Raw genomic sequence first — 26,950 nt, forward strand, 5'->3', positions numbered from 1 at the left:
AATATGAGTGATAATCAAATAGAAAACATTGTCATTGTGGGCGGCGGAACGGCCGGATGGATGGCGGCTTCTGCCTTGTCCACCATAATGGGACGGGCAAATGTAAACGTCACCCTAGTCGAGTCCGAAGCTATCGGAACAATCGGTGTCGGTGAAGCCACAATTCCTCAAATAGCACTTTTCAATGAACTTTTGGGCCTTGATGAGAACGAGTTCATGAAACGCACCCAAGCAACCTTCAAGCTTGGCATAGAATTTGTTGATTGGGGCCGAAAAGGCGAAAGCTATATTCACCCCTTCGGTGGATATGGGCTCGATATGGAAGGCGTCCACTTCCATCATTTCTGGCTGAAAGCGCTAAAGAAAAATTCAGACATTCCCGATTTATCTGACTTTAATCTACAGGCCATGGCCGCCCGGCAAAACAAGTTTACACGTCCTTTGGATGTCGCCCGCTCCCCTCTCTCAAAGATCCATTACGCCTTTCAATTCGATGCCGGACTCTACGCGAAATTTTTACGAGAAGTTGCAGAAAAAGCCGGGACAAAACGCATTGAGGGACGGGTCACGTCAATAGAACAAGCGCCAGACAGCGGCCATATACAGTCTGTCACCCTTCAAAGCGGCCAAACCCTACAGGGCGATTTCTTCATAGACTGCACGGGCTTCATAGGTCTTTTGATAGAAAAAACGCTCAAAGCCGGATATGAAGACTGGTCCAAATGGCTCCCGGTTAATCGCGCCGTAGCGTGTGCTTGCGAGCAGATGGACGATCCTATCCCTTACACTCGGGCCACAGCAAAAGAAGCGGGTTGGCAGTGGCGCATCCCTTTGCAGCATCGGTTGGGGAACGGATATGTCTATTGCGATAAGTTTTTATCCGCAGAAGATGCGGAAGCCGAATTGATGGACAGCCTTGAAGGGGAGCCATTGGCAGATCCCAAGCACTTACATTTCGTGACCGGGCATCGGAAAAAGTTTTGGGAGAAGAACTGTTTGTCTCTTGGACTTGCCGCCGGTTTCATGGAGCCCCTGGAGTCCACATCAATTCATTTAATCCAAACGGGGCTCTCTCGTTTGATGGCACAGTTTCCGGATAAGGCATTTAATCAAAAAGATATTGATTACTATAATCTTCGGACGCGGCAGGAATATGAACGGGTGCGGGATTTTCTTGTCCTTCATTACAAAGCCACGACTCGTAAAGACAGTCAGTTTTGGCAGCATATTCAGAAAATGCCCCTGCCCGACAAACTTAAGCAAAAAATGGAAATATTCGAAGAAAACGGCCGGATTTTCCGCGAGGATCTTGAGCTTTTCAACGAAACGAGTTGGCTCGCTGTGATGCATGGCCAGGGATTAAAGCCCAAGAGTTATCATCCCGTCGTGAATGTTCTTTCTGAAGACGAAATTGTCAGCCGATTGAAAGAGATACATAAATCAGTCGTCAACTCGGCAGATTATATGCCAAGCCATATAGACTATATCCAGGAAAATTGTGAAGCGAATAAAGAAAATCTCTCGGCGAAAGCCCGCGAGAGACACGCATCGAAAACGCGGCGCGTTAATCTTGGGAACTAAAGCCCAAGAAGAATTGCCATCAGAGCGACAATTATAGCAAGCAGAATATTTTTCAGAACTTCAATCATGTATCCTCCCTTTCACAGGCTCTTATAAACAAGGTAATCTCAAATTTGTCAATCTGGCTTGTGTGAAGAATTGATGATTGGGTTAAGAATGTCTGCCCAGATTTTGTACCCTTTTTCATTCAAGTGAAGGCCATCCGGGCTAAGTTCTTCTTTTAAAGTGCCGTCCTCAGTTTCGAAAGCAGGTGCCAGATCCAAATACTCTGCGCCCGTTTCTGTAGCCACTTTTCTTAGAGCTTTGTTATATTCCACGACCATGGGCATCGCCCCCTGCTCTCTTGGCAGAATAGACTGAATATATATTTCGGTTTCGGGCAACTCTGTGGAGACGCGTTCGATAAATGACTTTACCGGGCCTGCCACTTGCTGGCTGGTATGGTTATATCCAATATCGTTGGTGCCAATAAGAATGAACATTTTATCCGGCTTGTGCCGTAAAACTTCAGGAAGACGCGCCTGAAGTCCGACCGCCGTATCCCAGCCTATACCATGATTTAAAACCTTCCCGTCGAGAAAGCCGTAATCCCGCCAACCCTGCGTAATGCTATCGCCGGCCAATAGCGTCCCGCCTGTCATTGGAGGCAGCGCCTTAATCTCGGAGAGCCTTTTTGAGAACATCTCCTTCCCACCTTCGGCCAAATCATGTTGGGGCATAATCGGTATCTTTATGAGCGGATATGACCAGTTGGTTTGGGCTGCAATATGCACGCCCAGCTGATTGGCCATCTTTTTCATGCTGTCTCGTCCCGGATGATAGAGACAGCTCCATTTTAGGCCTGTTTCTGAAAGGTTCAGATTGATCGTCGAAATGTCGGGATCACCAAGTTCCTGCATGGCCCAGTCTATACTTTGACGAACGGATTCCAGTCTTTCTCCCTCCAGCAGGGGGCCATTCACAGTCACAATATGGGCTTTGGGAAACTGCGCCCTCAAGTCAGACAGCATCTCTTTGTAACCAAGACGGAATTTCTCAAGGCCGGGATTTATGACGGACCAATCATTTGTGCCCAGAGCTGTCACAATGATATCCGGACGAAACAAATCATCATCCCATTGACTCCCATTGTCCGGCAAAGCAGAGTCTATCTGCAACGGCATAACTGGCGCAGGGTTAGCATCGTAATTGTGAACAACGCCGCGTCCGGAAATGGCGATCAACTGCGCCTCCGCGCCGAACTGATCTGCCGTCAGACTGGCATAGCTTTGCAAGGGTGCATTGGTCTCCGGGGTATAGGCACAGTCTTTCGTATCGCCCCGCAAGCCAAATCCGGCTGTGATAGAGTCCCCCAAAAACAAAATCTTTCGCTCAGAAGCAGGCTCGGATATAATTGGCCCGTCCACCTCGACGGACTCTATCGTAAACAATCCCGTATCGTAGACTTCCGTGCGGCGCGTCAGCTCAACATCAAAAGTTTGCGGCGCTCGGCTATCAACCAAGATGTAGCTATTCGTGCCGGGCTCTAATTTCAGGGCTGACATTTCGCCATTTACGGAGAGGTCCATAATCCCTTTCCCGCCATCTGTCAGGGTGGCGCTGAGGGTTTTCCCCTCAAACCTCAGGGAGACTCCGCTTCCGGGCCATCCCATTTTGTACCCGCCGCTCTCTGTCCGAACATAGCGCCCGAGCGGCCGCAGACCCTCGACAGTTTGCATTTGGGCGCGGCCCTCCTGAAGGGCATCAGCTGAATTCGTTTGAGCTTGGCACGCCCATAATAGAAGCGCTCCGCCCGCCCCCAAAACGATAAGGCCGCGTTTAGAAATTATCGTCATATAGCTCCCCTTTTTCCGTATTAAGGGGAGGAAACTTGTCTAGGTCAAGACTTTCAACGACTCCGCACTATAGGCTTGCAAATCTTCCAAACGATCCTCTTTCACTTTCGTGGCCCAATGCGGATCTTGAATGAGAGCACGTCCAACAGCAATCAGGTCGAACTCACCCCGTTCCATACGCTCCAATAAATTATCCAGACTCGCGACTTCTGAGCCTTCCCCTTGAAAGGCGCCAAAGAAATCGCCTTTTAAACCAACGGAGCCTACGGAAATTGTAGGAACACCTGTCAATTTCTTGGCCCATCCGGCAAAATTCAGATCAGATCCGTCGAACTCTGGCTCCCAGAAACGGCGCTGCGAGCAATGGAGCATATCGATCCCCGCGTCGGTCAGACTTGTCAAAAACGCTTCCAGTTCTTCAGGTGTATGGGCCAGTTTTGCGGAATATTCCTGTTGCTTCCACTGCGAAATACGAATGCAGAGCGGCATGTCCGCGCCAATTTCCGCGCGGCACTTTCGAATGACTTCGCGCGCAAATTCCGCCCGATCAATCAAAGTGCCGGAATATTTATCATCGCGGCGGTTCATCACGTCCCAGAAAAACTGATCCACCAGATAACCATGCGCGCCGTGAATTTCGACCATGTCGAAACCGAGCTTTTTGGCATTACCCGCTGCTGCGGCATAGGCATCCGTTATATCGGAGATCTCTTCCTGCGTCGGAACTGGCTGAACGAGTTTTCCTGTGTGGGTCATGCCAGACGGGCTGTCGGAATAGGCCTCTGGGAAAGGCCCGGTTCCTGGCTTTCTCGCCATACCGACATGCCAGATTTGCGGCCCCATTTTGCCGCCTGCAGAATGCACGGCCTCAATGACATTTTTCCAGCCTGCCAGAGCTTCCTCCTGATGGAAATTTGGAATTTTAGGGTCAAATGACGCGCCGGGCCGGTCAATCGTCGTGCCTTCTGACAGGATTAAACCAACGTCCGCCGCGGCGCGTTTTTTATAATATTCTACGACGCCTTCTGTTGGAATTCCGCCCGGTGACATGGAGCGGGTCATGGGGGCCATGACGATACGGTTTGGTAAATCTAGAGATTTCAATGAAAAGGGTTTAAAAAGCGGGGACATAATATTCCTTGTATAAATCGGCCTCAAAGTCTGGGCTCGACGCTGTTTGCGAACCTATCTATATCCGCTACACGTCATATCAAACCCGCATTCAGACATTGCGGTCATGCAAATTGAAAGTGGGCCAAGTTGGAAACGGGTGATTTCAAAGTTCTTATCATCGGCGCCGGTATTGGGGGTCTGACGACGGCTCTTGCTCTTTCACAAAACGGCGTACACGTCGAAATATTTGAAAAAGCGGTAAAATTTAGTGATGTCGGGGCGGGTCTGCAACTCAGTCCAAACGCCATGGCGGTTCTTTCCTCTTTGGGTTTAAGTAAAGAGATTGAAGCCATTTGCTGTGAACCCACAGCCGGAATTTTACGGGATTACAAATCCGGCAAAGCCTTACTCACGACGAAAATGAAGGGCGTTTATGAACGGCGATATGGTCACAAATACCTCCATATACATCGCGCCGATCTGATAAATTGCCTTGCAAATGCCGCCAGGGACGCCGGTGTAAAAATTCACTTCGACTCAAAAATATCTGCTGTCAGAGAAACTGAGAGAGAGGTGAAAATTGAGAATAAGGGACAGACGCACAAGGCTGACGTACTGGTCGCCGCCGATGGCGTGCACTCCTCCTTGCGAGAGACAATCACCGGCAAAAGCCGCCCTGTCTTTACCGGTCAGGTCGCTTGGCGAGGCCTGGTTCCAACCTCTAAACTGCCGGTAGGCACCATACCTTTTGCGGCCAATAACTGGCTTGGGCCCGGGCAACATTTTGTCAGCTATTACGTCTCCAAGGGTGAGATGATAAATTTTGTGGCCGTCCAGGAGCGTTCAGACTGGGTCGAGGAAAGTTGGGACATTCCGGCGGATATGGACGAATTGCAAAATGCCTTTAGAGGCTGGGATCCACGCGTTACCTCTTTGATTAAGGCGTGCAGGGAAGCTTATCTTTGGGGTCTGTTTGATCACCCCCCTTTAAAGACATGGACAAAGCGGCGGATGGCCCTCTTGGGCGATGCCGCTCATCCCATGCTCCCCTTCATGGCTCAGGGCGCCGCCATGGCGATTGAAGACGCTTGGGTTCTGACGCACTTCCTGACCCGGAACACATCCAGCCTTTCGAAAGCACTCCAGGATTACGAAACATTTCGGAAGCCCAGAACGGCCCGATTGCAAAAAACGTCCAGAGACAATGCGGATTTATACCATCAAGGCTCCCGAATAGGACGCGCGCTTCGGAACACAAAATTTAAAGTCGCAACGCATATTCCCGCCGCCGCCTTTTCCCGTCTGGATAATGTTTACGGCGTCGATGTCACGCAAGACTTCCCGATTTAGCCCGCTCAATATTCTCGCAGTTTCAACGCAGTTATAGCTTGCCCCTGCCCCCGCAATTCGCTAGTCCCGCCGACGGAGACGTGGCCGAGTGGTCGAAGGCGCTCCCCTGCTAAGGGAGTATGGGCCAAAAGCCCATCGAGGGTTCGAATCCCTTCGTCTCCGCCAGTCCCCTCTGGCCAAACCGACCAAGCTCATACACTTATAGACAATCTTGTGCATCACGGAGGCTGGAAGACTTTGGGCTTTGTAAACACGCTAAGGCTGTCTCCGCCTGAGAACTATTTCAGTTACCATTCCGTGGACAAAATATACCTCGTACTTACATTATGCTGAAATTGACACTGTCATATAGATTTCGGAACATTAACTAAAGGGACGCATTCCTGTTCAGACTTGACTATTTAGCTTGTAAAAAAGTGTTTACACTGAGCCGTCCGTTTTTTGGATTCTTCTCATAAAGAAAATCATCCGGAATAAGACCGGAATGTAGCATAATACTACGATATATGATGCAACGATTGAAATTGGCTCTTACCTCGCCGATTTTCTCGAATTGCCGTGTTGTCTCATTAATATAGGATTTTGGCGGCAACCCCTCTTCCCTTATTTCTGTCTCTAACGTCGATTTATATGTTTGAAATCGGGTTTTGGTTACCGTTTCAAAACCAGTCGCATTGTGCCGGAAAAAGCCCGTCCCCCCTTTATCTTTGCCGCAGAGATAATGAAGCACAGCGAGTCTGCCCGGATCGACACCGTCATAATGCGGCAAGGATTGTATAGGTAGGAGATGTTCCGGACGAGTTGTCACCAAGGAATAATTGCAATCTACCAAGCTCATACCGCGTGAAAAACCAAAAGCCTCAATAATTGCCTTTTTAAGAAGGTTCATGTTTTCAGCTAAATAAACTGGGTTGGCTGGCGCGCTAATGCCCGGGTAAAAAGGTCTTTGTTTTGAAAAGCTTTGTGCCTGCGCCTCAGAAACGAGTTTATCCGGCTCTGAGAAAAAGTCGTCGATTATGACGACAGCTTGCTGCTCCGTTCCAAATCGTTCAATTCGATAGTTTGGCATATCACCGACTATACAGATGATATTCCCAGGGCGCGAGCGTGAGAATAGTTTCCTCCCCAATAGAAACAGTCGCCCCTGTTTTAAATTCTTTATACTCCCCGACAGGCAATTCATCTGTGAACGACATTATCTGGGTCTCATCGCTGAGATTGAACACTCCCAGAACTGCATTCCCCTCTTTTTGACGAATGAAGCTGAAAACTTTTTGGGCGTTCGAGTTTTCCACTTTGGTCGTTCGGGCGCCCCAAGCGCCATTGTGCAAAGCAGGGTTATCCGTTTTGAACTGAATCAAGTTTTTAAACAGTGTGTTTAACGGACTATCGAAATTCCAGGTAATTTTATCTTTTTCAAAGAACTCCAGACGGTGGTCATTGGCGCCTTCCTGACCATTATAAATGAGAGGGAAACCCTCACCTGTAAACTGGAGCGCGATGGCAGTTTCATAAGCATCTCCAAAGATCTCAAGAGGCGTTCCGTCCCAGGAATTCTGATCATGGTTTGACGTATAAGTCATACGAAAAGCATCGATTGGCCAGGCGCTCTCATTGGCAGAATACACACTATATAGCGCGCCTGTGTCTGCCTTTCCTTTGGCGATAGACTGCATGGCCTCCTTCCACTCCCACCAATATGTTGCATCAAAAGCTTTGGCGTGAAGGTCACGAGTTTCCCATTCCCCCAGCATGAATACCGGTTTGATACTTTCCAACCGGCGGCGGACGCCCTCCCAAAAATCGAGCGGGACATACCCCGCCACATCTGCGCGGAACCCGTCCACGCCTACCTCTTCAACCCAATAAGTCATAGCGTCAGACATATATTCTCTCACGCCAGGTTTTGAGAAATCCAGATCAATAATATCAGACCAGTCCCACCAGGGCGTCGGACGAAAATCGCCTTTCCAGTCTTTTTCATACCAATCGGGATGTTCCATTGTTAGAGGGTGATCCCAGGCCGTATGATTGGCGACCCAGTCAAGAATGACGTGAAAGCCCTGATCATGCGCCTCTTCCACAAGGGCTTTGAAATCCGCTTTCGTTCCAAACTCCGGATTAACCCCATAATAGTCTTTAACGGAATAATAGCTCCCAAGCGTGCCTTTTCTATTCTTTTCCCCAATGGGATGAATGGGCATAAACCAGAGAATATCAACGCCCAGCTCTTTAAGGCGCGGCAAATCCTTCTGCACTTCGGCAAAGGTTCCTTCCTCGGAATATTGCCGCGTATTGATTTGGTAGAGAACAGCGTCTCGTGTCCATTCAGGGTGAGTTAATTGAACATAGGGTTCTGGTGCAAAGTCCCCCGTCTCTGGCGCTGCTCCTTTCTGCAATCCGGCCGGTGCCGCACAGGCCGATAAAATAAAGGCAGCTCCAAATAAGAATATTTTGGAAAACGCCATGATTAAGTCTCTATCTTTTTAAACCGAATAGCGACCCCGCCGCTCCGTCCCAGGGAAAAATTCAGAACATCGTTTTTGGTCACGGCTTGCTGCTCTATCACAATATCATATGGGTTTGTTTCGTAATCCGCGGCCGGCCCGTCACGATAAATCTGGGCTTCGTAATTCCCGTCTCCCAGAAAGTTCAAATCCACACTGACCTCTCGTGCTGTCGCATCGGTGAGAGCCGCAACATACCAGTCCTCGGCGCCGCGCTCCTGCCTTGCAATAACGGCCCAGTCTCCCACGGCGCCGTCAAGCGCGATGGATTGCTCCCAATCTGTCGGGACGTCTTTGATGAATTGAAAGGCCTCTGGTCGAGCCTCATAATGCTCTTCAAGATCCATGACCATCTGTATCGGAGAGTAGATCGCGACATAGAGAGAGAGCTCTTTTGCAAGAGTGTGTTCAATCCGTGACGCTGGATTATGTCTCTTCAAGTCCTCCGCCACATCCGGCAGCTCGCTCGGCTGGAGATTAAACGCTCCCGCCGTATAATCCATGGGCCCGGAGAGCATCCGTGTATAGATCAGATCCAGAACATGATCTGGCCCATTTGGCGGCACGCCCCAGGCATTGAACTCCTGCCCTCTCGCGCCCTCGCGGCTGACCCAGTTGGGATAAGTTCGGCGCAATCCGGTATCTTTAACCGGCTCATGCGTATTCATGGCTATTTTATGCTCAGCCGCCCGTTTTATGGTATTAAGGTGATGATTGACAACAAATTGGCCATCATGAAATTCGTACCTGGCAATCCCGTTTTCATCGATACGTTTGATATTGCCGGCATCTGCCACATAGCCCGTCTTGATAACGTGAACATCATTGGCCTCCATCAAATCCAGCGCATCCTCGAGCTGGTTTTCATAATTGGTAATATTTCCGGAAGTTTCATGATGACCAATCAGAGGGACGCCCAATTTGCGGCCATAGGCGGACAGTTTTTCCATATCGTAATCCGGATAGGTTTCGGTAAAGGAAAATACATCCCCATTATTGAACCAGTCTCCGTCCCACCCCGTGTTCCAACCTTCGACAAGGACACCGTTAAAGCCGTTTTCAGCCGCAAAATCCAACTTGGCTTTTGTTGCCTCCGTTGTAGCCGCATGGTGATTTACCGCCCCCTTAGTGTTTCCCCAAGTCCCTTCTTTGATATGTTGCTCCCACCAGATACCGGCATATTTCCCAGGCTCGAACCAGGAGACATCCCCAAGTTTGTTTGGCTCATTCAAATTCAAAATGAGATCAGAATTGACGAGACCGGCCGCATCATCGGAGAGCTGAACGGTTCGCCAGGGGGTCTGAAACGGAAGCGTTGTCTTGACCAGAACGCCATCAGAGCGGGGGGCCAGATTAGCCTCTAATATGCCTTCCCTTTCCTGTTGTAGACTCATTCCCGAGTAATTGACCAGGGCGGCTTCGTGAATAGAAAAATGTGTGCCCGTCTCTTTCCGAAACGTAACCGGCGTATGCACCATATGAATGTCTTCGGCCGGCGTGTTTTCATAGAGATATTCATAGCGGTTATACATCCGAGCCGGAATCCACCAGCTCTGCGTTTTTGTCCCGACATTGAATTCGGTCAGTTCATCCATGATTGAAATTTCGGCGGGATCTGATTGAGAGAATCCCGCCTGCTCCGGCACTTCATATCGGAACCCCAGACCATCATCGAACAGACGCACACGGATATTAAATTTCAAATTCGGGTCAACCCGTTCTGCCTGAATGAATATCTCTTTATGATTATCCCGCACCAGGCGCCGTTCGCCCCAAGGCTGCTCCCATGTGCTGTCAGTCTCGCTTAGCTTCGTGTTTAAGAGACGCAAATTTTCATCTATTCCGGCACTTTCGAGAAACCGTAATCCCAGACGGGATTTACCTATGACAATTTCTCCGCTTCGGTTCACTTGATAATAAAGCTGCCCCCCCTCTTCCGTCAGCGTAAATTGATTTTCCCCATCCGGCGATGTCGCGGTGACAGATTGTAAATCTTGGGAATTGGCAGCGGTTAGCTCTTGATCAGTCGCAACATTTTGAGCTGTTGCACGCCCCGCGGTAAAGCAAACACAAAGAGCTAAAGCTGTTGTAGATAAAATAAGTGCGGCGAGCGGCTGTTTCATGATAGGTATCCCCCAGTGTTTATTATTTTCTCATATTTGCATAACTTTGCAAATTATGGAAATAATTTCTATAAATTACCTATTTATCAATGCAAAATTTTACATTTTAAGTAAAAGCCTTATATGTCAGACAAACGATTGAAAAAAATTGCGATTATCGGCGGCGGCAGTGCGGGTTGGATGACAGCAGCGGCTTTAGCCCAAGCGGTCCAGTCCTCCTGTGAGATCACGCTCGTGGAATCAGAAGCTATTGGCACAGTGGGCGTCGGCGAAGCCACAATCCCACCGATCAAATATTTTAATCAACGTCTGGGAATTGATGAAGCGACTTTTATTCGTGAAACACAAGGCTCCTTTAAACTGGGGATAGAATTTATCGACTGGGCCAAAAAAGGAGAAAGTTACTTTCACCCTTTTGGCCAATATGGCGCCGAATTCGACTCTGTTCCCTTCTACCATTTCTGGATGCGGGAAAACCTGGCGGGGGATCCCACCCCAATCCAGACCTATTCTATGGCCTGGGTCGCCGCAAAAAAACGGCGCTTTGATCACCCATTACGTGATAAAAGACAGGTTCAATCCACCTATGATTATGCTTATCATTTTGACGCAACGCTTTATGCGCGCTTTCTCAGACGCTATGCCGAAAATCGGGGGGTCACTCGAATTGAAGGCAAAGTCGTTGACGTCAATTTAAAGAGCGACGATGGGCATATTGAGTCTGTCAAATTGGAAAACGGAAAAACTCTGGACGCGGATCTCTTCATAGATTGCACGGGCTTTTTTGGTCTCTTGATCGAAAAAGCTCTTGAAACGGGTTATGAGCATTGGTCCCACTGGCTTCCCTGCAACCGCGCAGTTGCGGTCGGATGCGAAAAAACATCCGAACTTATTCCCTATACCCAATCCACGGCAAGGGACGCAGGTTGGCAATGGCGCATTCCATTACAACACCGGACCGGTAACGGCTATGTCTATTGCTCTGACTATCTGTCATCCGAAAGTGCCGAGAAAACACTTCTAAATTCCCTCGACGGTAAGATGACAGGCGATCCAAAACATCTGCGCTTTACAACAGGACGTCGTAAAAAATTCTGGCATAAGAATTGTGTCGCCATCGGGCTTTCTGCTGGATTTATGGAACCCTTGGAGTCCACCAGCCTTCACTTGATACAATACGGCATTCTCCGCCTGATCGCCTTGCTGCCAGATGCGACCTTTTCACCTCTACTGGAGCAGGAATATAATGAGCTGACCGGAGCCGAATATGAACGTATCCGTGACTTTTTGATTCTTCACTACACCGCGACAGAGCGAGAGGACACGGAGTTTTGGCGATATTGCAAAAACATGCCGATACCTGACCGCCTTGCCTATAAAATTGCCCATTTCAAAGAAAGTGGACGCATCGTTTCCGACGAACGGGAACTCTTTCACAATCCGAGCTGGATCGCTGTTTATCTGGGTCAACATATCTGGCCGGAACGCGCCCCCATCTTGTCACACTTACGCAAAGACGTGCCAGTAAAGGAACGCCTGCGCCAAATTCGCGAAGCCATGGATAGCGCGGCTGAAGCCATGCCCTCACATGAAAGCTTTATTGAACGTTACGCTAAATCCGCTTTGCAATAATGGTCTATAAAAGCTTGATGCGGAGGTAACGGCGAAGTCGATTTCTCTATGATGGCTTTGACGCTCCCGAGAAACTCTTTTAGCTGCCCCTCATTAATCCGGTCTGCCATAGGATGATAACTTCGCGGCACAAGATTTTGTCCCAGCATGACCTGAACCCAGCTGCTTTCCCGAAACAAATCCTCTGGATCTTTGTAGAGCAGCCCCTGCCCGGAAAACAACTCCATCTTTGCCTTCAGACTTTCCGGCACTTCCATATCTCGGCAATACCGCCAAAATTCTGAGTCGTCTCTTTGTGTCAGGTGATAGTGCAAGATAAGAAAGTCTCTTATCAGATCATATTCATGCTCTACTTGGCGATTATATTCCTGAATATTGGCGGGCTTGAATGTCTTGTCCGGAAACAGCTCTATCAACTTGGAGACATTGGACTGAATAAGATGTATGGAGGTGGATTCAAGCGGCTCCAGAAAGCCGCTGGCTAGCCCAAGGGAAACGCAGTTTTTGCTCCAGAAACTTTCCCGCCTCCCCGTCGTAAACGTCAAAAGCTTCGGGTCGGAGAGAGGTTTACCCTCCAGATTATCTAATAGAGTTTGCGTGGCTTCGTCTTCACCTATGAACTGATCACAAAAAACATGACCATTGCCCGTCCGGTGCTGGAGGGGGATGCGCCATTGCCAACCGGCTTTGTGAGCTGTTGCCTTCGTGTATGGCAAGAGAGGGTCAGTGCTTTTTGACGCCACTGCTACCGCCCGGTTGCAAGGCAGCCAATTCGACCAATCTTCATATTCCACCCCGAGAGCCTGGCCGATAAGCAGGCCTCTAAAGCCGGAGCAATCGATGAAGAGATCTCCGTCAATGACTTCGCCATTTTCCAGAACAACAGATTCGATATATCCGCTCTCATTTTTAAGCTTTGTTTCGGTAATTCGGCCTTCCACCCGATTTGCACCTAATTCCTCTGCGGTTTTCCGAAGGTACCGCGCATAAAGACCTGCATCGAAATGATAAGCATAGGCCAGCCCCGTCATGGACGTATTGCCAACCCGTTCTAGCTTTCCAAATTTTCGGTCATAAGCCACTTTATGATGGAGGGAATAGTCCCAGAGACTATCCGTCATTCCTGCCTGATGACCCCGAAGCCAGTATTGGTGAAAATGAAGACTGGAAAGATTAATGCCCGCATCCCCAAAAGTGTGAAGATAGCTATCCCCGATTTGCCCCCAATTATTAAATTCAATACCAAGTTTGAAACTGGCTTTTGTTTCTTTGACGAACTCAAACTCATCCAATCCAAGAATTCCGTTCAGACGCCTAATCTGCGGAATGGTCGCCTCTCCGACCCCAACCGTGCCGATAGCCTCTGACTCCACAAGTGTAATTGATACGACAGGGCCCAATAATTTTGCGAGGGACGCCGCCGCGATCCAACCTGCCGTACCGCCGCCAACAATGACGACCTTTTTAATTTTCAAATCATCCATTGCCTTACCCCCATTGCCTTATCCTAGGTCGTCCAAAGTCCGCCGTCCATGAAAGAAGAAAACCCGCCACTCATGAGAATGACGGGCTTGGAATTTCACCAAAGTTTATTTCAGCAGGGATTAACCAATCTGAAAATAGGGATCATATTGCGCCGCTTAGAATTTCTTGGCGATCGTAATATTGTAAGTTGTTCCATATTGCTCATGACGGCTGATAAATGTCTCCCCTGCGGCCACATCGCCTGTAGGAGAATCATAGAAAAGGTCATTCTGAGTTCTGAACGGCTCATCCGTGAGGTTATAAGCCTCAAGGTTAATACTGAACCCTTCCAAAGGCCCCTGATCCCATTCATAACCAATCTGGGCATCCAGGATAGTTTCACTGGTGGCAGAAGCTCCGCTCAGCGTCCCATCAAAATTCAGGACTTCCGATAAGAATCCTGACCGATGGCGCGCACTCAACTTGGCACGGAAACCATAATTCTCATAATAGACATCAGCGGACCAAATATCTTTTGACTGCCCCGGAATTGTAATCTGATTCCCGCTTTCATCGTTCAACCCGTTATCTGAATAAGTATAAGACCCGCTAAATCCAAAGCCTGTAAGTGTATCAGGCAAGATATCGTCCAAGCTGACACGGGCAGTGAGCTCGATACCTTGAATAAAGCCGTCAGCAAAGTTTACAGGGCCGTCCAAGCGAGTTGGGGCGACTTGCGGGTTATTCGCGACAAAGGAGCCGAGACCTGCCGCTTGATAAAAAGGCGTACCATCAACCAGAATTGTTCGATCAAGAACCCAATTGCTCAGATCCTTTCTGAACAATGCCACAGCAACAGCCGTCGCCTCTCCAAAATATTTTTCGAAAGACAAGTCATACTGTGTTGATTCATAAGGCTTCAGGAAAGGGTTCCCCCCGCCTAGACCAAAACAGGTTTGTTGCGGTGAATCCTGAGGAACAATATCATCTGGCACGCCGTCACTATCCGTATCCGGACAGACGAGAGCATTTCTGTTGAAAGATTGATTAGCCGCCAATTGATCAAGCCGGGCACGTGTCAGGGTTTTCGCAACAGCCCCCCGAATGAACGTATCGTCTGCAACTTCGAGACTCAGGTTCAAACTCGGAAGAAAATCATCATATTTATCTTCCACGGTTTGGATACCGATACCGGCAAGTGTACCTGTCGAATTTACTTTCGTATCGACATATTGGAAGCCGACATTGCCGCGCAGAGGCAAGTTGCCTAGCAAAGCGTCAATATTTGCCATGCCATAAAAAGTCGAAATGTTTTCATCAACGGTCCATTCTGTCTCGACACAGCCTGGTACAGTTTCGCAATCCTGAACAAAATATGTTCCATCGGTCAAAAATGAAGACGGGTCGTAGGCAATCACATCTTGGCCAATGGAACCGCTATCAGTTTGCCCGATAATCGCTTCAGATGGGATTGCCAGTGAACCATTATTGAAGCGCTCAGATTCGCGTAAGAAAAAAGGATTGTCATCAAATATCTTTTCACGATCTGTCTGAAGGAAACCAGCCACAAGACCAGAGATGAAAGGCGTATCCATTTCATACTCAGCCTCAAGGCGTATTTGAGATAATTCGTCTTCGACATCCGTATTCCGCAGGAATCCAACTTGTCCCCACCCCCCAGGGTCCGTCAATAGAACGGTTCCGGGATCTGTGTAATCCAGCTGGGACTGGATGGAATAATCGCCATCTTCCGGGAAAGTGAAAGTCTGCACGTCCTGTGCCCCGCTACGGGCCGGACCTGTGCCTGCATAGGATTCATAATCGATATTGGAGCGATCAAGTGTTGAGAAAGCATAATCGCCGGTAACTTTAAGGCGATCTGATACTTGATAAGAGGTGTTGACCCCAAAAGAGAAAATATCGGATTCTGCCCCTTCTGTATCTGTTCTGACGATAGGAACGACCGCAGAATATGTGGCGCTGTCAGCAAAAATTCCGCTACCGGAGACGGAATCCAGTTGAGCCCCACTCCAGGACGCAATTGGCGTTTCCGTTCCACGGAAAATACCTGAATCATTACTGTCCGTGTAAAATGAATCGACAGTCGCCTGAAAACGATCATTCGGTTCAAACTGTAACGTACCGGCTACAGATGTCCGTTCAAAATCACGAGACACCACACCAGTACGGGGATTATCTGACGGATAGATAAGTCCGCCACCTGCCTCTGTTGAAGAGGTCTGCCCGGCATTCGTTTTCAATTCGCGAGACGTAAACTGCGTAGGATTAGACTGGTGCGTAATACCCAATGAAATTCCGACACGGCCGTCGGCGAGTTGATCGATATATGACCCAAAAAGTCTGTAGCCATCATCTGAGAAATCAGGATTCAAAGACCCGCTATCATTTATGACATATTGACCGGACGCATTTACTTTGCGTTCTGTGTAATCCAGAGGACGAACCGTCCGAAGGTCAACAGCTCCGGCAATACCAGTCGCCGCCAACCGGGCATCCGGTGACTTATAAACGATACCCTGAGCAATCAATTCTGACGGATATTGATCAAATTCAATCCCCCGATTATTTCCAGAAGAGACCTGTTCACGTCCATTCAGGAGTGCAAGGGAGAAATCAGGTCCAAGGCCTCGAATTGAAATTTGCTGCGCGCGTCCCCGAACGCGTTGAGCCGTCACGCCAGGCAAGCGTGCCAAAGAGTCAGCAATAGATACATCGGGAAGTTTTCCGATATCCTCAGCAGAAATTGCTTCAACAATAGACGTGTTTTCCTTCTTGAGATTCAGACTATTGGCAATTGACTGGCGAATTCCTGTTGCCACAACCTCATCTTCAACAAGCTCCGGCTCGGCATCTTGCGCCATCGCCGATGTACTCATCATGAGACCAAGTGTCGTGGCCGCTGCGCTGGCCAGTAAAGTCTTTTTTCGAATAGTGGAAAATGTCATTCCCGTGTTTCCCTCTTTTGTGCCAGTTAGGCGTTCTTTTAAGCAGCCTAGATGCTCGAAAGCTCATGACCTCCCCTTCGCCCTAAAAGACTTTGCATTATTTTGCAATATTATGATGTAATTTTTGTAAAGTTTTTTAATAATTGCAATAAAACTGTTGCAAAATAACCACAGACATACCTTATATTACTGTTTTAACATGTTTTTTTTAATTTAAAATCCATAATCAGCCATATTTCGATGAAAAATTTACTGCAAATTTTTACATTTTAGCTTTTCAATGCTCTTGTTTTAAGAGATAAGGCAAAAAATCAGTCTTCCTTTATCAAGAAGACAAAATCTATACCGGGGATACAAAAATGCGACCACCTCTTACAGACTGTAAAGACTATGCAGCCCGCACAGTTCTCTCCACTGCCCTTTTCGGCTTAAGCCTTGCTTACGCCGGAGTGCCGGCTTTGGCCGGACCGCAGGTGGAGACCCAATCCACAAATACGCCTTCCCTTATAGAAGAAAAGACAGAGGTTTCGTCTCAGCATTACTTGTCACGCCCGCCTGAAGACGACGTTATTTATTTCATGTTGCCGGACCGATTTGAAAACGGCGATACCGAAAATGATACGGGAGGGTTTACTGGAGGAAAACTGGAACACGGTTTCGATCCAACTCATAAAGGCTTCTATAATGGCGGAGATCTGAAAGGTCTGACGTCACGCCTAGACTATATTCAAAATATGGGCGCAACCGCCATCTGGCTCGGGCCAATTTACAAAAACAAACCGGTTCAAGGCGCCCCCGGTCAGGAAAGCGCTGGCTATCACGGCTACTGGATTACAGATTTCACCTCTGTTGATCCTCATTTGGGGACCAATGAAGATTTAAAAGACTTTGTTGAAGCCGCTCATGCGCGCAACATGAAAGTCTATCTAGATATAATTACGAATCACACGGCAGATGTGATTGCTTACCGAGAATGTCATGATCCGCAATATCAGGGGCCTGACAAATCTACAGATGATTGCCCTTATCGTTCATTGGCCGATTTTCCCTATGCCACGAAAGGCGGGATTGATGGGGAAGTTATAAATGAGGGATTCCTTGGCGATGGAGCACACCTTCAAACGAAGACAAATTTCGACGCCTTAAACCGAGATGATTATTCCTACACGCCTTATATTCCCGCGGGGGAAGAAGAGGTAAAAACGCCAAATTGGCTGAATGACCCGAAATTTTATCACAATCGCGGAGATTCCACTTTTGAGGGCGAAAGCTCACTCTATGGAGATTTCGCGGGTCTCGACGATCTATTTACCGAGCATCCTGTTGTTGTTGAAGGGATGATTGATATTTTTAAAGGCTGGATCTCTGAATATAAAATGGATGGTTTCAGGATCGATACAACCCGCCACGTCAATCCAAATTTCTGGCGCCAGTTTCTCCCGACCATGAAGGCGCAAGCTGCCGCAGAAGGTATTCCAAATTTCTACATGTTCGGAGAAGTCTATAATCCTGACCCGGCAGCGCTCGCCCGCTATACGCGGGTCGACGGATTTGATCAGGTTCTGGATTTTGGCTTTCAACAAGCAATAATGGACGTGATGAGCGGCAAGGATGGAACAGCCCGCTTTGATCGTTTTCTAGACGCCGATGCTCTTTACAGCAAAGCGGCGAAAAATGGGCGAACCTTGCCAACTTTTCTCGGTAACCATGATATGGGCCGTTTTTCAGGTCTTCTAAAAGAAACAATGCCGGGGATTTCTCAACAAGAACTTTTAGCGCGCACTAAACTTGCTCACCAACTCATGCTTTTTATGCGCGGCGTCCCTGTTATCTACTCCGGTGACGAGCAAGGCTTTGTGAGCGATGGACATGATCAACTGGCCCGGGAGCCGCTTTTCCCGAGCCAAGTTGAAGTGTATAATGACAATGATCTTATTGGCACAGATGCGACGACCGCAGACGAAAACTTTGATCAAACCCATCCGATTTATCGCACTATTTCTGAAAGTGCTTCTCTCAGACGCGCTCATCCTGCCCTTAGCCGGGGGGAGATGGTATCTCGATTGACAGAAAAAGACGGACACGTCTTTGCCTTTTCACGCTTCGATCCTGAAACCTCAGTAGAGTATATAATTGCCGCAAATACAGGAACAAAACCTCGCACAGTCAATCTGTCTATTGATGCCCGCTCTTCTGATTTCGAAGCTTTGAGGGGTGAATGCCCATCAGGCGTCAATACAACGGGCAATATAACCGTAACTCTTCCAGCCTTTGGTTTAGTCATGTGTCGATCCACAACCCCCTCTACGCGGAAATAAAATTCAATGACGGAAAGTGTTACTTTGGCGAAAACAGACTCAGAGATGAGGCCTATTCGTAAAAAAGATATGCAGGCCCAGACTGAATGGTGGAGAGGCGCAACGATTTATCAAGTTTATCCGCGCAGTTTTATGGACAGTAACGGAGATGGCATTGGAGACCTCCCTGGTGTCACCTCCAAGCTGGATCATATCGCTTCCTTAGGGGTGGATGCTATTTGGCTTTCGCCCTTTTTCCTCTCCCCCATGGCGGATTTCGGTTATGATATTTCCGACTTCACTCAGGTAGATCCAATTTTCGGCACCATATCAGATTTTGACGCTTTGGTGGACAAAGCGCATGAGCTCGGTCTGAAAGTCATTATCGACCAAATTTATTCGCATACTTCTGACCAGCATAAATGGTTTGAGGAAAGCCGGGTTAGCCGCGACAACTCAAAATCAGACTGGTATGTCTGGGCGGATGCAAATCCGGACGGCACGCCACCTAATAACTGGCAGTCCGTTTTTGGAATGGGGGCTTGGCAGTGGGACGCCCGCCGCGGACAATATTATTTACATAACTTTCTGGCCGAGCAGCCCGATCTTAACTTGCATAATCCAGACGTTCAAAACGCGGTTCTGGATGTCGCTCGATTTTGGATGGATCGCGGCGTAGACGGCTTCCGCTTGGATGCTTTGAATTTCGGGATGCACGACCCGGAACTTCGCGACAATCCGGTTGAAACCATCTTTAAGCGTCCGCCGACACGCCCCTTCGACTTTCAGCGGCACACAAGGTCGATGTCCCATCCTGACTTGCCGGAATTCATTGCAAAAATCAGACAGGTAACAGACAGCTATCCCGATCGGTTTACAGTCGCCGAAGTGGGAGGCCCCTTTCCTCTTACCGAAATGAAAGCATTTACCGAAGGTGAGACACATCTTAACTCGGCCTATGCTTTTGACTTCCTCTATGCCGATGAAATCAACGCAGATCTAATTCGCTCAACCCAGGCGGATTGGCCAGGCGGGCCGGGCGAAGGCTGGCCAAGTTGGGCTTTTTCCAATCACGACGCCCCGCGCGCCGTTTCGCGCTGGCAGGGGGACTGCGAAACTGACCAATATTCAAAACTTATAGCGCTGCTTTTACTGTCCTTACGCGGCAATGTTTTTATTTATCAGGGCGAGGAGCTTGGGCTCCCACAGGCTGAGGTTCCGTTTGAGAAACTGCAAGATCCTGAAGCTATTGTGAATTGGCCCGAAACGCTGGGGCGCGACGGCGCTCGCACGCCGCTCCCCTGGACAGATAAAGGGAATGATTACAGCGGCTTTTCAACTCAGGAACCTTGGCTGCCTTTAACAGAAGCCCATAGTGATAAGGCCGTAACTTTACAGAATGAAACACCGGATTCTGTTCTGAACTTTTACAGAAACATTATTGCTTTGCGTCAAAGCTCGGAGGCTTTACGGCAAGGCGAGATTGCCTTTCTGCAAACGGATAAAGACCTGCTCGCCTTTACGCGTAAGCATGAAGGAGAGGAAAAGCTTTGCCTCTTTAACCTGACCAACAGGCCTCTTCTTTTTGAACAAGCTGTCGGTAACATCCTTGCGTCTGTGGGGGATCCCATAAAGAAAAGGGTCATCCCCGCCTATAGCGGATTTATTGCAGGTTAGGCGCCACAGGACTCTCGAATAATGACATCCGTCGGCAAACGTTCGGAAATCATCTCTCCACCGCCTGACGAGTTCAGTAATTTGGAAACCATTAAACGCCCAGCCTTGGCAAGATCCTGACGGATAGTTGTTAAGGCCGGACGGCTGTATTTGGCGAGCTGAATATCGTCATATCCAATGATGGCAACGTCTTCCGGCACGCGAATACCGCGCCGCATCACGCCGCGAATTGCGCCCAAGGCGATAGTGTCGCTAGAGCCAAATACCGCATCAAACTTTATGCCTTTTGACAGGAGCGCATCTATGGCCGCCTCGGCGCTTTCAATTTCAAAATGGGCAGGGACGACCAGTTCAGCGTCCAGCGGGAGGCCCGCTTCCTCAAGAGCTTGTTTATAGCCATCATATCGCTGTCTGATTTCCGGGGCTTCCATATCTCCAAAAAAGGCAATGCGGCGACGCCCCAGTCGGGCAAGATGCGCTGTCGCGCGTTTTCCGCCCCGAATATTATCCGTTCCGACAGAACAATATTTTTGACCCGGAAGTTCTCCTCCCCAGACAATGAAATGGCTTTCAACAGCGGCAAGACGATTCAAACGCTCATGTAAAAAACTTTGACCTAGAAAAATCACCCCATCGGAACGATTTGTTTCCAAAAGCTTGGATAGGTCGTCATAGCTTTGCGGGATAGCGTGAGACACAAGAAAGTCACACCGCGACTCCCGCGCGGCTTCGCCTATGCCGCCTATCAACTCCAGAAAAAAAGGGTCAAGCAACCAACCCTCACGGCCTTGCGGCGTCGGAATGACGATTGAAATTGTCGCCACGGCCCTGTCCAGAGAAGATGGCATATTCGGGCGAAAGCCATAGCCGTTATCTCGCGCCAATTTCCAAATACGGCGTTTCGTCTGTTCATTCACGGCCGGATTATCATTGAGGGCGCGGGACACGGTCGCGATAGAAACTCCCGCTTTATCGGCTAAATCTTCCAGACGTATATTTTTTGCCATGAGAATCTCTACTCTGGTTAGGTCTGTTTTACAGGTTGTTTATAGGGAAGGAAAAATAAAATGATAGCGCCCAGCATCATCACGCCTCCCCCAATTAGAAGCGCGTAAATAGCGTCTCCTCCGAAAACATTTTTAACAATAGCCCCCATTACGGTTCCGACTACAATTTGCGGGATAACTATGAAGAAGTTAAATATACCCATATAGGTCCCCATGCGCTCCGCTGGCAATGCATCTGCTAGAATGGAATAGGGCAGAATGAGAATGGAAGCCCAGGCAACGCCTATCCCAATCGCGGAAAGCCAGAATGTAGAGGGTCCGCCAAAATAAATGGAAATTAATCCCAGACCGCCGCAAATTAAGGCGAGCGCATATGTGAGTTTCAATCCGATAAGTCGCGTAATAAAAGGCAGTATAAGGCTGAAAAGAATAGGCACTAAGTTATAAAGCGCAAATAGATTGTTAACCGCTAAACTGCCCTGACCATAGGCTTCTGATCCAGCTTCAACCGCCCCGAAATGATAGGCCGCAACGGCAGGTGTTGTATAAATCCACATGATAAAAAAGGCGAACCAGCTCGTAAATTGAACAGCGGCCAGCCACTTCATAAGCGTTGGCATTGTTACAAGGTCCCCTAAGACGCCACTCAGCATATTGTCGGTTTGACCGGATTTTATAAAAAAGGAGTTCATCAAGAATAGCACGCCTGTGACCAAAACCAGACCCGCAAAAATGCTAAATTGCTTATCGGTGTTTGCGGCAAAAACCAGAGCGATCAGAGCGGCACCAAGCCCTGAAATTATAGCTCCCCATTTTGTAAAAAAACCGGCCTCAGGCACAGCTCGAGGGCGCTGCCTCATAAGAGCGACTTCTGACGTTTCTGCGGCCTCAAAGCCCTGCAATTCTTTTGGTGTGTATTCTTTTGTCGTTAAAATTGTCCAGAGAACGGATCCAAACAACAATATGCCCCCGATCAAAAAAGCCAGTTTCACAGAGTCCGGAACGTCATTGGCGGCCGCAGTATTTGAGACGCCGGCAGCCGTCAGGTAGTTTGGGAGTTTCGAGGCAACATAGCCCCCTATTCCGATAAAAAAGCCCTGCATGGCATAGCCAAGCGTTCTTTGCCGAGAATTGAGATTATCACCGACAAAAGCCCGAAACGGTTCCATCGAAATGTTCAGAGAGGCGTCGAGTATCCAGAGCGAACCGACCGCCATCCAAAGGTAGCCAGAGTTCGGCATAAAAATCAAAGTAACCGATGCAAGCAACGCCCCCACAAAAAAATACGGTCTTCGACGCCCAAACCGCCCCCAAGTTCTGTCCGAGAGATACCCAATGATTGGCTGGACAATCAGGCCCGTCATTGGAGCGGCCAGCCAAAAAAGGGCGAGTTCATCAACATTCGCCCCTAAACTTTGAAAGACGCGACTTGAATTGGCATTTTGTAAAGCAAACCCGATTTGTAACCCGAAAAAACCAAACGCCATGTTGATGATGCTGATAAGGCTCATCATCGGCTTTTGTCTCATCCTGGGAGTCATATTTGCTTCAAAATTTTTAGACATTATACTCGTTCCCAGCGGACTAATCGAATTCTCAAATGTAAAAAATATGTAATTTTTACATTTTTTTACATCCGCAGAATGGTATTGTCGAGTAAAAAAATTATTGTGCCTTGAATGCTCTAGGACTTTGTATTCTCTAAGGAAGCCAAAGCATCTTCAAATTTACGGCTAAACATTCGATTTTGCCGTAAACTTAGAGTGAATATAAAGAGTTTTGATAGTTTTAAGTTATCTTTGAAGTTTGTATTTTAAGGCATTGAAAGAGAAACTCTCCTTATAAATAATGTGTTGGACGGATTTTTATTTGGCCAAGATTAATTATCGCATTCCAGTCAAGCCATTTGATTTTTTAACTCCTTTTGCCGTATCTGTGGACTCCCTAGCTATTACCACCTACTTTCGGACTGCAACACTGCTCACGAGCCAAGTTAGTCAAAATGATGCGATAGTCTCAAAACGAAAAAGACTTTGGCAACTCCGGGAGCAAGAAAAATTCAGACGTTCAAGGCGAAAAGATAGTGAAATCTCTAAATGTTCGTCCTGTGGTGTTCTGGATGCCGCTTCTCGTATTTATTCTCTTGGTGGGGACGAGTCTGACGAAGCCTGTTATTTTTCTACAAACCACAACCTCCATTAATGATTGGATCTTGGCTGTCTTTCCCCATGCCTTTGCTTATGGCGCTTTCATATTTGTGGCGACCTGTTGTTGGGCGGCCTTGTCTCCCCTTGGAAAAATTCGGATTGGCGGGGCGGACGCCAAGCCGCTCCTGACCCGTTGGAGCTGGCTGGCAATTACGCTCACGACGACGATCGCAATAGGTATTCTGTTCTGGGCGACGGCGGAGCCGATTTATCATCTATATGCCCCTGGAGGGCTGCCGATCAAACCTGGGGGTGAGTCGGCCACCCGTTTTTCGATGACCACTCTTTTCATGCACTGGGCATTCACGCCTTATGCGATCTACACCATTCCCGGCCTGACCTTCGCATTGGTTTATTACAATTTGAAACAACCATTCTCTCTATCCTCCCCCGTTTCGATTTTAACGCGCGGTCCTATCCCTCAAAAAGGTGCAGATATTCTTGACGGCCTGGCGCTCCTGTCCTTGTTATTCGGCCTTACCGCCGTTTTGGGTGTGGGTATTTTGTCAATTTCTGGCGGAATTGTGCGCGTTAGTCACTTCACATCCGGACCAGTGTTAATGGCATGTGTCGCCGCCGCAATTGTTGCCGCCTTCTTTATCTCCTCCGCAAGCGGCCTTCATAAGGGTATCCGAGTGCTCTCAGATATTAATACAAAGATATTTCTTGCCCTTATGATCTTCGTGCTCATCACCGGACCGACCTGGGACATATTGGGTTTAGGGACAACGTCCGTGGGTCAGTACGCCATGGAGTTTTTGCCACGCTCCCTTCTTCTGAACCCCTTTAATGATCAAGATTGGATTAATGGCTGGACCGTGTTTTATTGGGCTAATTGGCTCGCCTGGGCTCCGCTAACCGCCTTGTTCTTAGGGAAAATTTCTCGTGGTTACACGGTTCGGGCTTATATTGTCGTGAATTTTCTTCTCCCCGCTTTGTTTTCAATGATCTGGATGACAATTTTTGGCGGAACAGCCCTTAACATTGAAAATACGAATCCGGGCGTTCTGAAAGACGTTCTGGAGACAGAGGGACCGAACCATGTCTTATATGCGGTTGTAGATTATCTCCCTTTTGCTTTACCCCTTGCGATCTTGTTTGTGAGCGTTTCGTTTATCTCCTATGTCACGGCGGCCGATTCAAATACGGACGTTATCGCAAATTTATGTGCCGCAAAAGGAACAGAAAATATCGAAGGAAAAGGGAATCTCCTCATAAAACTTATATGGGCTAGCGCCGTTGGCATTGCGGCTTGGATTATGACCTCATTATCAGGAATTGACGGCGTTAAAATGCTTTCAAATCTTGGCGGACTTCCCGCTCTTTTCATAGTGCTGACGTTTAATTTAGTCCTCATTCTTCTTGGCACAATTAAGCTCAAGGATTTGCGTCTTATGAAACAGTCAAATTAATTTGGTTGGCAGGAACTCAGTTCAATCAAGCAAGAAAATGATTGCTTCTTTCCTATTCTCTAAATCCCGCTCATCCATTCAGAAGGTCATCCGTCACATGCATAAGCAATAAAGGCTCATCTGCCGTATCAGCGACGGCCTCCACAAAGGCCTGACGTGTTTCGGGATCATCATAGGCCATTTTTTCATCAAAAGCTTTTTGCCAGCTCGCTTCATCCGGCCATTCGGCCACGCCGATAAAACGCCCGTCTTTATCCTGGTGCAGGCGTGACCCCAAACTGCCGTATTTTTCCTGTATCAGCTGCGTTCCGCGTCGCCATGCCGCGCGAAATTGCTCTTCTTTACCCGGATGTACTTTCCACCAATAACCCGCAACAAACATTAGCAACCTCCTCTGAGTTCCTATCCCTTAGAGGCAATAAAACTGTCGTTCAAGTTGCTGAGTATTTACCTTCAGAAAGCTGAAACCTTACCTCTCAAACTGCAGGGCATTGGCAACGCCGTCTCGATAATGACGTGCAGCGTCCAGATAGAACACGATACTTAAAACGTTAAATATCAAGATAACAGTGAGTGAACGCTGAATTGATCGCGTCCCCAGCTCCTCTGCAAAATAATCCGAAATCATCCCCAAAAGAACAGGGCCTAAGCCGATACCTACCAGGGTTAAAGACAGCAGCATTACAGCCGAAGCCATGGCGCGCATCTGAACGGGGACAAGCTCTTGCATCGCCGTATATGAAATTGATGCGTAAAGCAGTCCGAACAGACCTGGGAAGAAATATACCCAATACGCGGTTTGTTTATCCGGCGCATATAGGAACCAGACGATAAAGGGGAAGGCGATCAGCCCCGTAATCAAAATTGTCCAAGGACGCCATCGCAAGTCTCTTTGCGATAACTTATCGCATATTGCGCCGACAACAATGGCGCCGATGCCGCCCAGGCCGCCCATAAGAAGACCTAGCGCAATCCCTAACTCTCCGATCGGCACTTCATGAACGCGAATAAGGTAAAGCGGAATCCCAACCAGGAAGGCATTAGCAGACACACAGACAAAGACGCCACCGAGAAGCAAACTAATCATCGCTCTTTGAGTTAAGAAAAATGCGATTGTTTCCTTAACGCTTGGTGTGTCCTCATCTTGCAGTCTGCCTTCGGATTGTCCTCGCCTCGGTTCTGCAACCGTCAGCATAAGAATCAGCGCTAAGAAAAGTCCCGGCACGCCCGCCACAAGGAAAGCCATACGCCATCCATATTTGGCTGCGATCGCTCCGCCCAGAATAAATCCGATTAAAATTCCAAAACTGATACCAGTTGTATATATCCCTAGAGCGAGAGCGCGGCGTTTAGGCGGAAAGACATCCGCTATCATCGCGGTTGCCGGCGGCGTGCCGCCGGCTTCGCCTATTCCTACCCCCATACGCGCGACCGCGAGTTGCCAAAAACTTCCTGCAAAGCCGCTCAGCGCTGTCATGCCTGACCAGATTGAAAGTGACAGTGCCACAATATTGCGGCGGTTACCGCGATCGGCCCAAGCCGCAAAAGGAATGCCCAGAATGGCGTAAAACCCCGCAAACACGATACCTGTCAAAAGACCAATTTGCGTGTCAGTCAGGTCGAATTCCTGTTTAATTGGCTCAGACAAAATGACCATGATTTGCCGGTCAACGTGATTTAACGAATAAACCAAAGTCAAAATAAACAGGATATACCAGCGATTGGTGGTTTGGGTTTTCATAATCTATCCGGGCTTTGGGAAAAGTCTGTGATGTTAAA

Annotated in this window: 17 protein-coding genes and 1 tRNA gene; 7 read left to right on the forward strand and 11 right to left on the reverse strand. The window is 48.4% G+C overall.

From position 1 onward, the window contains the following. Positions 1-3: 3 nt before the first annotated feature. Entirely contained in the window at positions 4-1,581 is a 1,578-nt protein-coding gene (locus ACN0IC_RS02170; protein WP_416877117.1) for a tryptophan halogenase family protein, read from the forward strand. A gap of 116 nt (positions 1,582-1,697) precedes the next feature. Here the strand turns inward: ACN0IC_RS02170 and ACN0IC_RS02175 are convergent, their stop codons facing one another. Then, entirely contained in the window at positions 1,698-3,416 is a 1,719-nt protein-coding gene (locus ACN0IC_RS02175) for a GDSL-type esterase/lipase family protein (protein WP_416877118.1), read from the reverse strand. Positions 3,417-3,455: 39 nt separating this feature from the next. Beyond that, positions 3,456-4,547, reverse strand: a complete 1,092-nt coding sequence (locus ACN0IC_RS02180) for an NADH:flavin oxidoreductase (protein ID WP_416877119.1) — start codon at positions 4,545-4,547, stop codon at positions 3,456-3,458. A 129-nt stretch (positions 4,548-4,676) separates the two neighbouring features. Here ACN0IC_RS02180 and ACN0IC_RS02185 point away from each other — a divergent pair, with 129 nt between their 5' ends. Next, on the forward strand, positions 4,677-5,879 hold the full coding sequence (locus tag ACN0IC_RS02185; protein WP_416877120.1) for an FAD-dependent oxidoreductase: 1,203 nt from the start codon (positions 4,677-4,679) through the stop codon (positions 5,877-5,879). 74 nt (positions 5,880-5,953) lie between these two features. Continuing rightward, positions 5,954-6,044: transfer RNA gene (locus ACN0IC_RS02190), tRNA-Ser, on the forward strand. A 232-nt stretch (positions 6,045-6,276) separates the two neighbouring features. On the opposite strand, the gene ACN0IC_RS02195 is transcribed toward ACN0IC_RS02190, so the two are convergent. Genes ACN0IC_RS02195 through ACN0IC_RS02205 form a run of 3 tightly spaced genes read right to left on the reverse strand, consistent with a single transcriptional unit; the run spans position 6,277 to position 10,509 of the window. Beyond that, the gene (locus tag ACN0IC_RS02195) at positions 6,277-6,948 is read right to left on the reverse strand and encodes a DUF6445 family protein (protein WP_416877121.1); all 672 of its coding nucleotides are present in this window, start codon (positions 6,946-6,948) and stop codon (positions 6,277-6,279) included. A gap of 1 nt (position 6,949) precedes the next feature. Next, positions 6,950-8,347, reverse strand: a complete 1,398-nt coding sequence (locus ACN0IC_RS02200) for an alpha-amylase family glycosyl hydrolase (protein ID WP_416877122.1) — start codon at positions 8,345-8,347, stop codon at positions 6,950-6,952. 2 nt (positions 8,348-8,349) lie between these two features. Continuing rightward, a complete protein-coding gene (locus tag ACN0IC_RS02205; RefSeq protein ID WP_416877123.1) occupies positions 8,350-10,509 on the reverse strand; it encodes a glycoside hydrolase family 97 protein in 2,160 nt (719 codons plus the stop codon). 123 nt (positions 10,510-10,632) lie between these two features. On the opposite strand from ACN0IC_RS02205, the gene ACN0IC_RS02210 reads away from it, so the two are divergent. Continuing rightward, complete coding sequence (locus ACN0IC_RS02210; protein WP_416877124.1) at positions 10,633-12,141, forward strand: tryptophan halogenase family protein; 1,509 nt, start codon at positions 10,633-10,635, stop codon at positions 12,139-12,141. Here ACN0IC_RS02210 and ACN0IC_RS02215 read toward each other — a convergent pair. Together ACN0IC_RS02215 and ACN0IC_RS02220 are read right to left on the reverse strand one after the other, a co-directional pair. After that, positions 12,117-13,625: a tryptophan halogenase family protein gene (locus ACN0IC_RS02215; RefSeq protein ID WP_416877125.1), complete on the reverse strand. Its 1,509-nt coding sequence runs from the start codon at positions 13,623-13,625 to the stop codon at positions 12,117-12,119. The two genes, ACN0IC_RS02210 and ACN0IC_RS02215, sit on opposite strands and share 25 nt — an antisense overlap. 156 nt (positions 13,626-13,781) lie before the next feature. Next, on the reverse strand, positions 13,782-16,571 hold the full coding sequence (locus tag ACN0IC_RS02220; protein ID WP_416877126.1) for a TonB-dependent receptor: 2,790 nt from the start codon (positions 16,569-16,571) through the stop codon (positions 13,782-13,784). Positions 16,572-16,930: 359 nt separating this feature from the next. On the opposite strand from ACN0IC_RS02220, the gene ACN0IC_RS02225 reads away from it, so the two are divergent. Together ACN0IC_RS02225 and ACN0IC_RS02230 are read left to right on the forward strand one after the other, a co-directional pair. Further along, entirely contained in the window at positions 16,931-18,889 is a 1,959-nt protein-coding gene (locus ACN0IC_RS02225) for an alpha-amylase family glycosyl hydrolase (RefSeq protein WP_416877127.1), read from the forward strand. A 69-nt stretch (positions 18,890-18,958) separates the two neighbouring features. Beyond that, on the forward strand, positions 18,959-20,545 hold the full coding sequence (locus ACN0IC_RS02230) for an alpha-glucosidase (RefSeq protein WP_416877322.1): 1,587 nt from the start codon (positions 18,959-18,961) through the stop codon (positions 20,543-20,545). On the opposite strand, the gene ACN0IC_RS02235 is transcribed toward ACN0IC_RS02230, so the two are convergent. Together ACN0IC_RS02235 and ACN0IC_RS02240 are read right to left on the reverse strand one after the other, a co-directional pair. Next, positions 20,542-21,552: a LacI family DNA-binding transcriptional regulator gene (locus tag ACN0IC_RS02235; protein WP_416877128.1), complete on the reverse strand. Its 1,011-nt coding sequence runs from the start codon at positions 21,550-21,552 to the stop codon at positions 20,542-20,544. The two genes, ACN0IC_RS02230 and ACN0IC_RS02235, sit on opposite strands and share 4 nt — an antisense overlap. Positions 21,553-21,569: 17 nt before the next feature. Next, complete coding sequence (locus ACN0IC_RS02240) at positions 21,570-23,081, reverse strand: MFS transporter (RefSeq protein WP_416877129.1); 1,512 nt, start codon at positions 23,079-23,081, stop codon at positions 21,570-21,572. A gap of 554 nt (positions 23,082-23,635) precedes the next feature. Between ACN0IC_RS02240 and ACN0IC_RS02245 the strand changes: the two genes are divergently transcribed. Further along, the gene (locus tag ACN0IC_RS02245) at positions 23,636-25,171 is read left to right on the forward strand and encodes a BCCT family transporter (protein ID WP_416877130.1); all 1,536 of its coding nucleotides are present in this window, start codon (positions 23,636-23,638) and stop codon (positions 25,169-25,171) included. A gap of 70 nt (positions 25,172-25,241) precedes the next feature. Here ACN0IC_RS02245 and ACN0IC_RS02250 read toward each other — a convergent pair whose 3' ends face one another. Both ACN0IC_RS02250 and ACN0IC_RS02255 read right to left on the reverse strand, forming a co-directional pair. Then, complete coding sequence (locus ACN0IC_RS02250) at positions 25,242-25,553, reverse strand: antibiotic biosynthesis monooxygenase family protein (protein WP_416877131.1); 312 nt, start codon at positions 25,551-25,553, stop codon at positions 25,242-25,244. An 87-nt stretch (positions 25,554-25,640) separates the two neighbouring features. Then, positions 25,641-26,912: a spinster family MFS transporter gene (locus ACN0IC_RS02255; RefSeq protein WP_416877132.1), complete on the reverse strand. Its 1,272-nt coding sequence runs from the start codon at positions 26,910-26,912 to the stop codon at positions 25,641-25,643. Positions 26,913-26,950 lie beyond the last annotated feature (38 nt).

This window comes from Litorimonas sp. (assembly GCA_029936425.1).
In the GTDB taxonomy this organism is placed as follows: Bacteria; Pseudomonadota; Alphaproteobacteria; order Caulobacterales; family Maricaulaceae; genus Litorimonas.

What these genes read in the sequence shown, in the direction of transcription:
- ACN0IC_RS02195 (WP_416877121.1), bottom strand. Translation starts at nt 6,948, where the DNA reads ATGCCAAACTATCGAATTGAACGATTTGGAACGGAGCAGCAAGCTGTC.
- ACN0IC_RS02180 (WP_416877119.1), bottom strand. Translation starts at nt 4,547, where the DNA reads ATGTCCCCGCTTTTTAAACCCTTTTCATTGAAATCTCTAGATTTACCA.
- ACN0IC_RS02200 (WP_416877122.1), bottom strand. Translation starts at nt 8,347, where the DNA reads ATGGCGTTTTCCAAAATATTCTTATTTGGAGCTGCCTTTATTTTATCG.
- ACN0IC_RS02240 (WP_416877129.1), bottom strand. Translation starts at nt 23,081, where the DNA reads ATGAGACAAAAGCCGATGATGAGCCTTATCAGCATCATCAACATGGCG.
- ACN0IC_RS02220 (WP_416877126.1), bottom strand. Translation starts at nt 16,571, where the DNA reads ATGACATTTTCCACTATTCGAAAAAAGACTTTACTGGCCAGCGCAGCG.
- ACN0IC_RS02225 (WP_416877127.1), top strand. Translation starts at nt 16,931, where the DNA reads ATGCGACCACCTCTTACAGACTGTAAAGACTATGCAGCCCGCACAGTT.
- ACN0IC_RS02235 (WP_416877128.1), bottom strand. Translation starts at nt 21,552, where the DNA reads ATGGCAAAAAATATACGTCTGGAAGATTTAGCCGATAAAGCGGGAGTT.
- ACN0IC_RS02170 (WP_416877117.1), top strand. Translation starts at nt 4, where the DNA reads ATGAGTGATAATCAAATAGAAAACATTGTCATTGTGGGCGGCGGAACG.
- ACN0IC_RS02210 (WP_416877124.1), top strand. Translation starts at nt 10,633, where the DNA reads ATGTCAGACAAACGATTGAAAAAAATTGCGATTATCGGCGGCGGCAGT.
- ACN0IC_RS02230 (WP_416877322.1), top strand. Translation starts at nt 18,959, where the DNA reads ATGCAGGCCCAGACTGAATGGTGGAGAGGCGCAACGATTTATCAAGTT.
- ACN0IC_RS02215 (WP_416877125.1), bottom strand. Translation starts at nt 13,625, where the DNA reads ATGGATGATTTGAAAATTAAAAAGGTCGTCATTGTTGGCGGCGGTACG.
- ACN0IC_RS02205 (WP_416877123.1), bottom strand. Translation starts at nt 10,509, where the DNA reads ATGAAACAGCCGCTCGCCGCACTTATTTTATCTACAACAGCTTTAGCT.
- ACN0IC_RS02175 (WP_416877118.1), bottom strand. Translation starts at nt 3,416, where the DNA reads ATGACGATAATTTCTAAACGCGGCCTTATCGTTTTGGGGGCGGGCGGA.
- ACN0IC_RS02255 (WP_416877132.1), bottom strand. Translation starts at nt 26,912, where the DNA reads ATGAAAACCCAAACCACCAATCGCTGGTATATCCTGTTTATTTTGACT.
- ACN0IC_RS02250 (WP_416877131.1), bottom strand. Translation starts at nt 25,553, where the DNA reads ATGTTTGTTGCGGGTTATTGGTGGAAAGTACATCCGGGTAAAGAAGAG.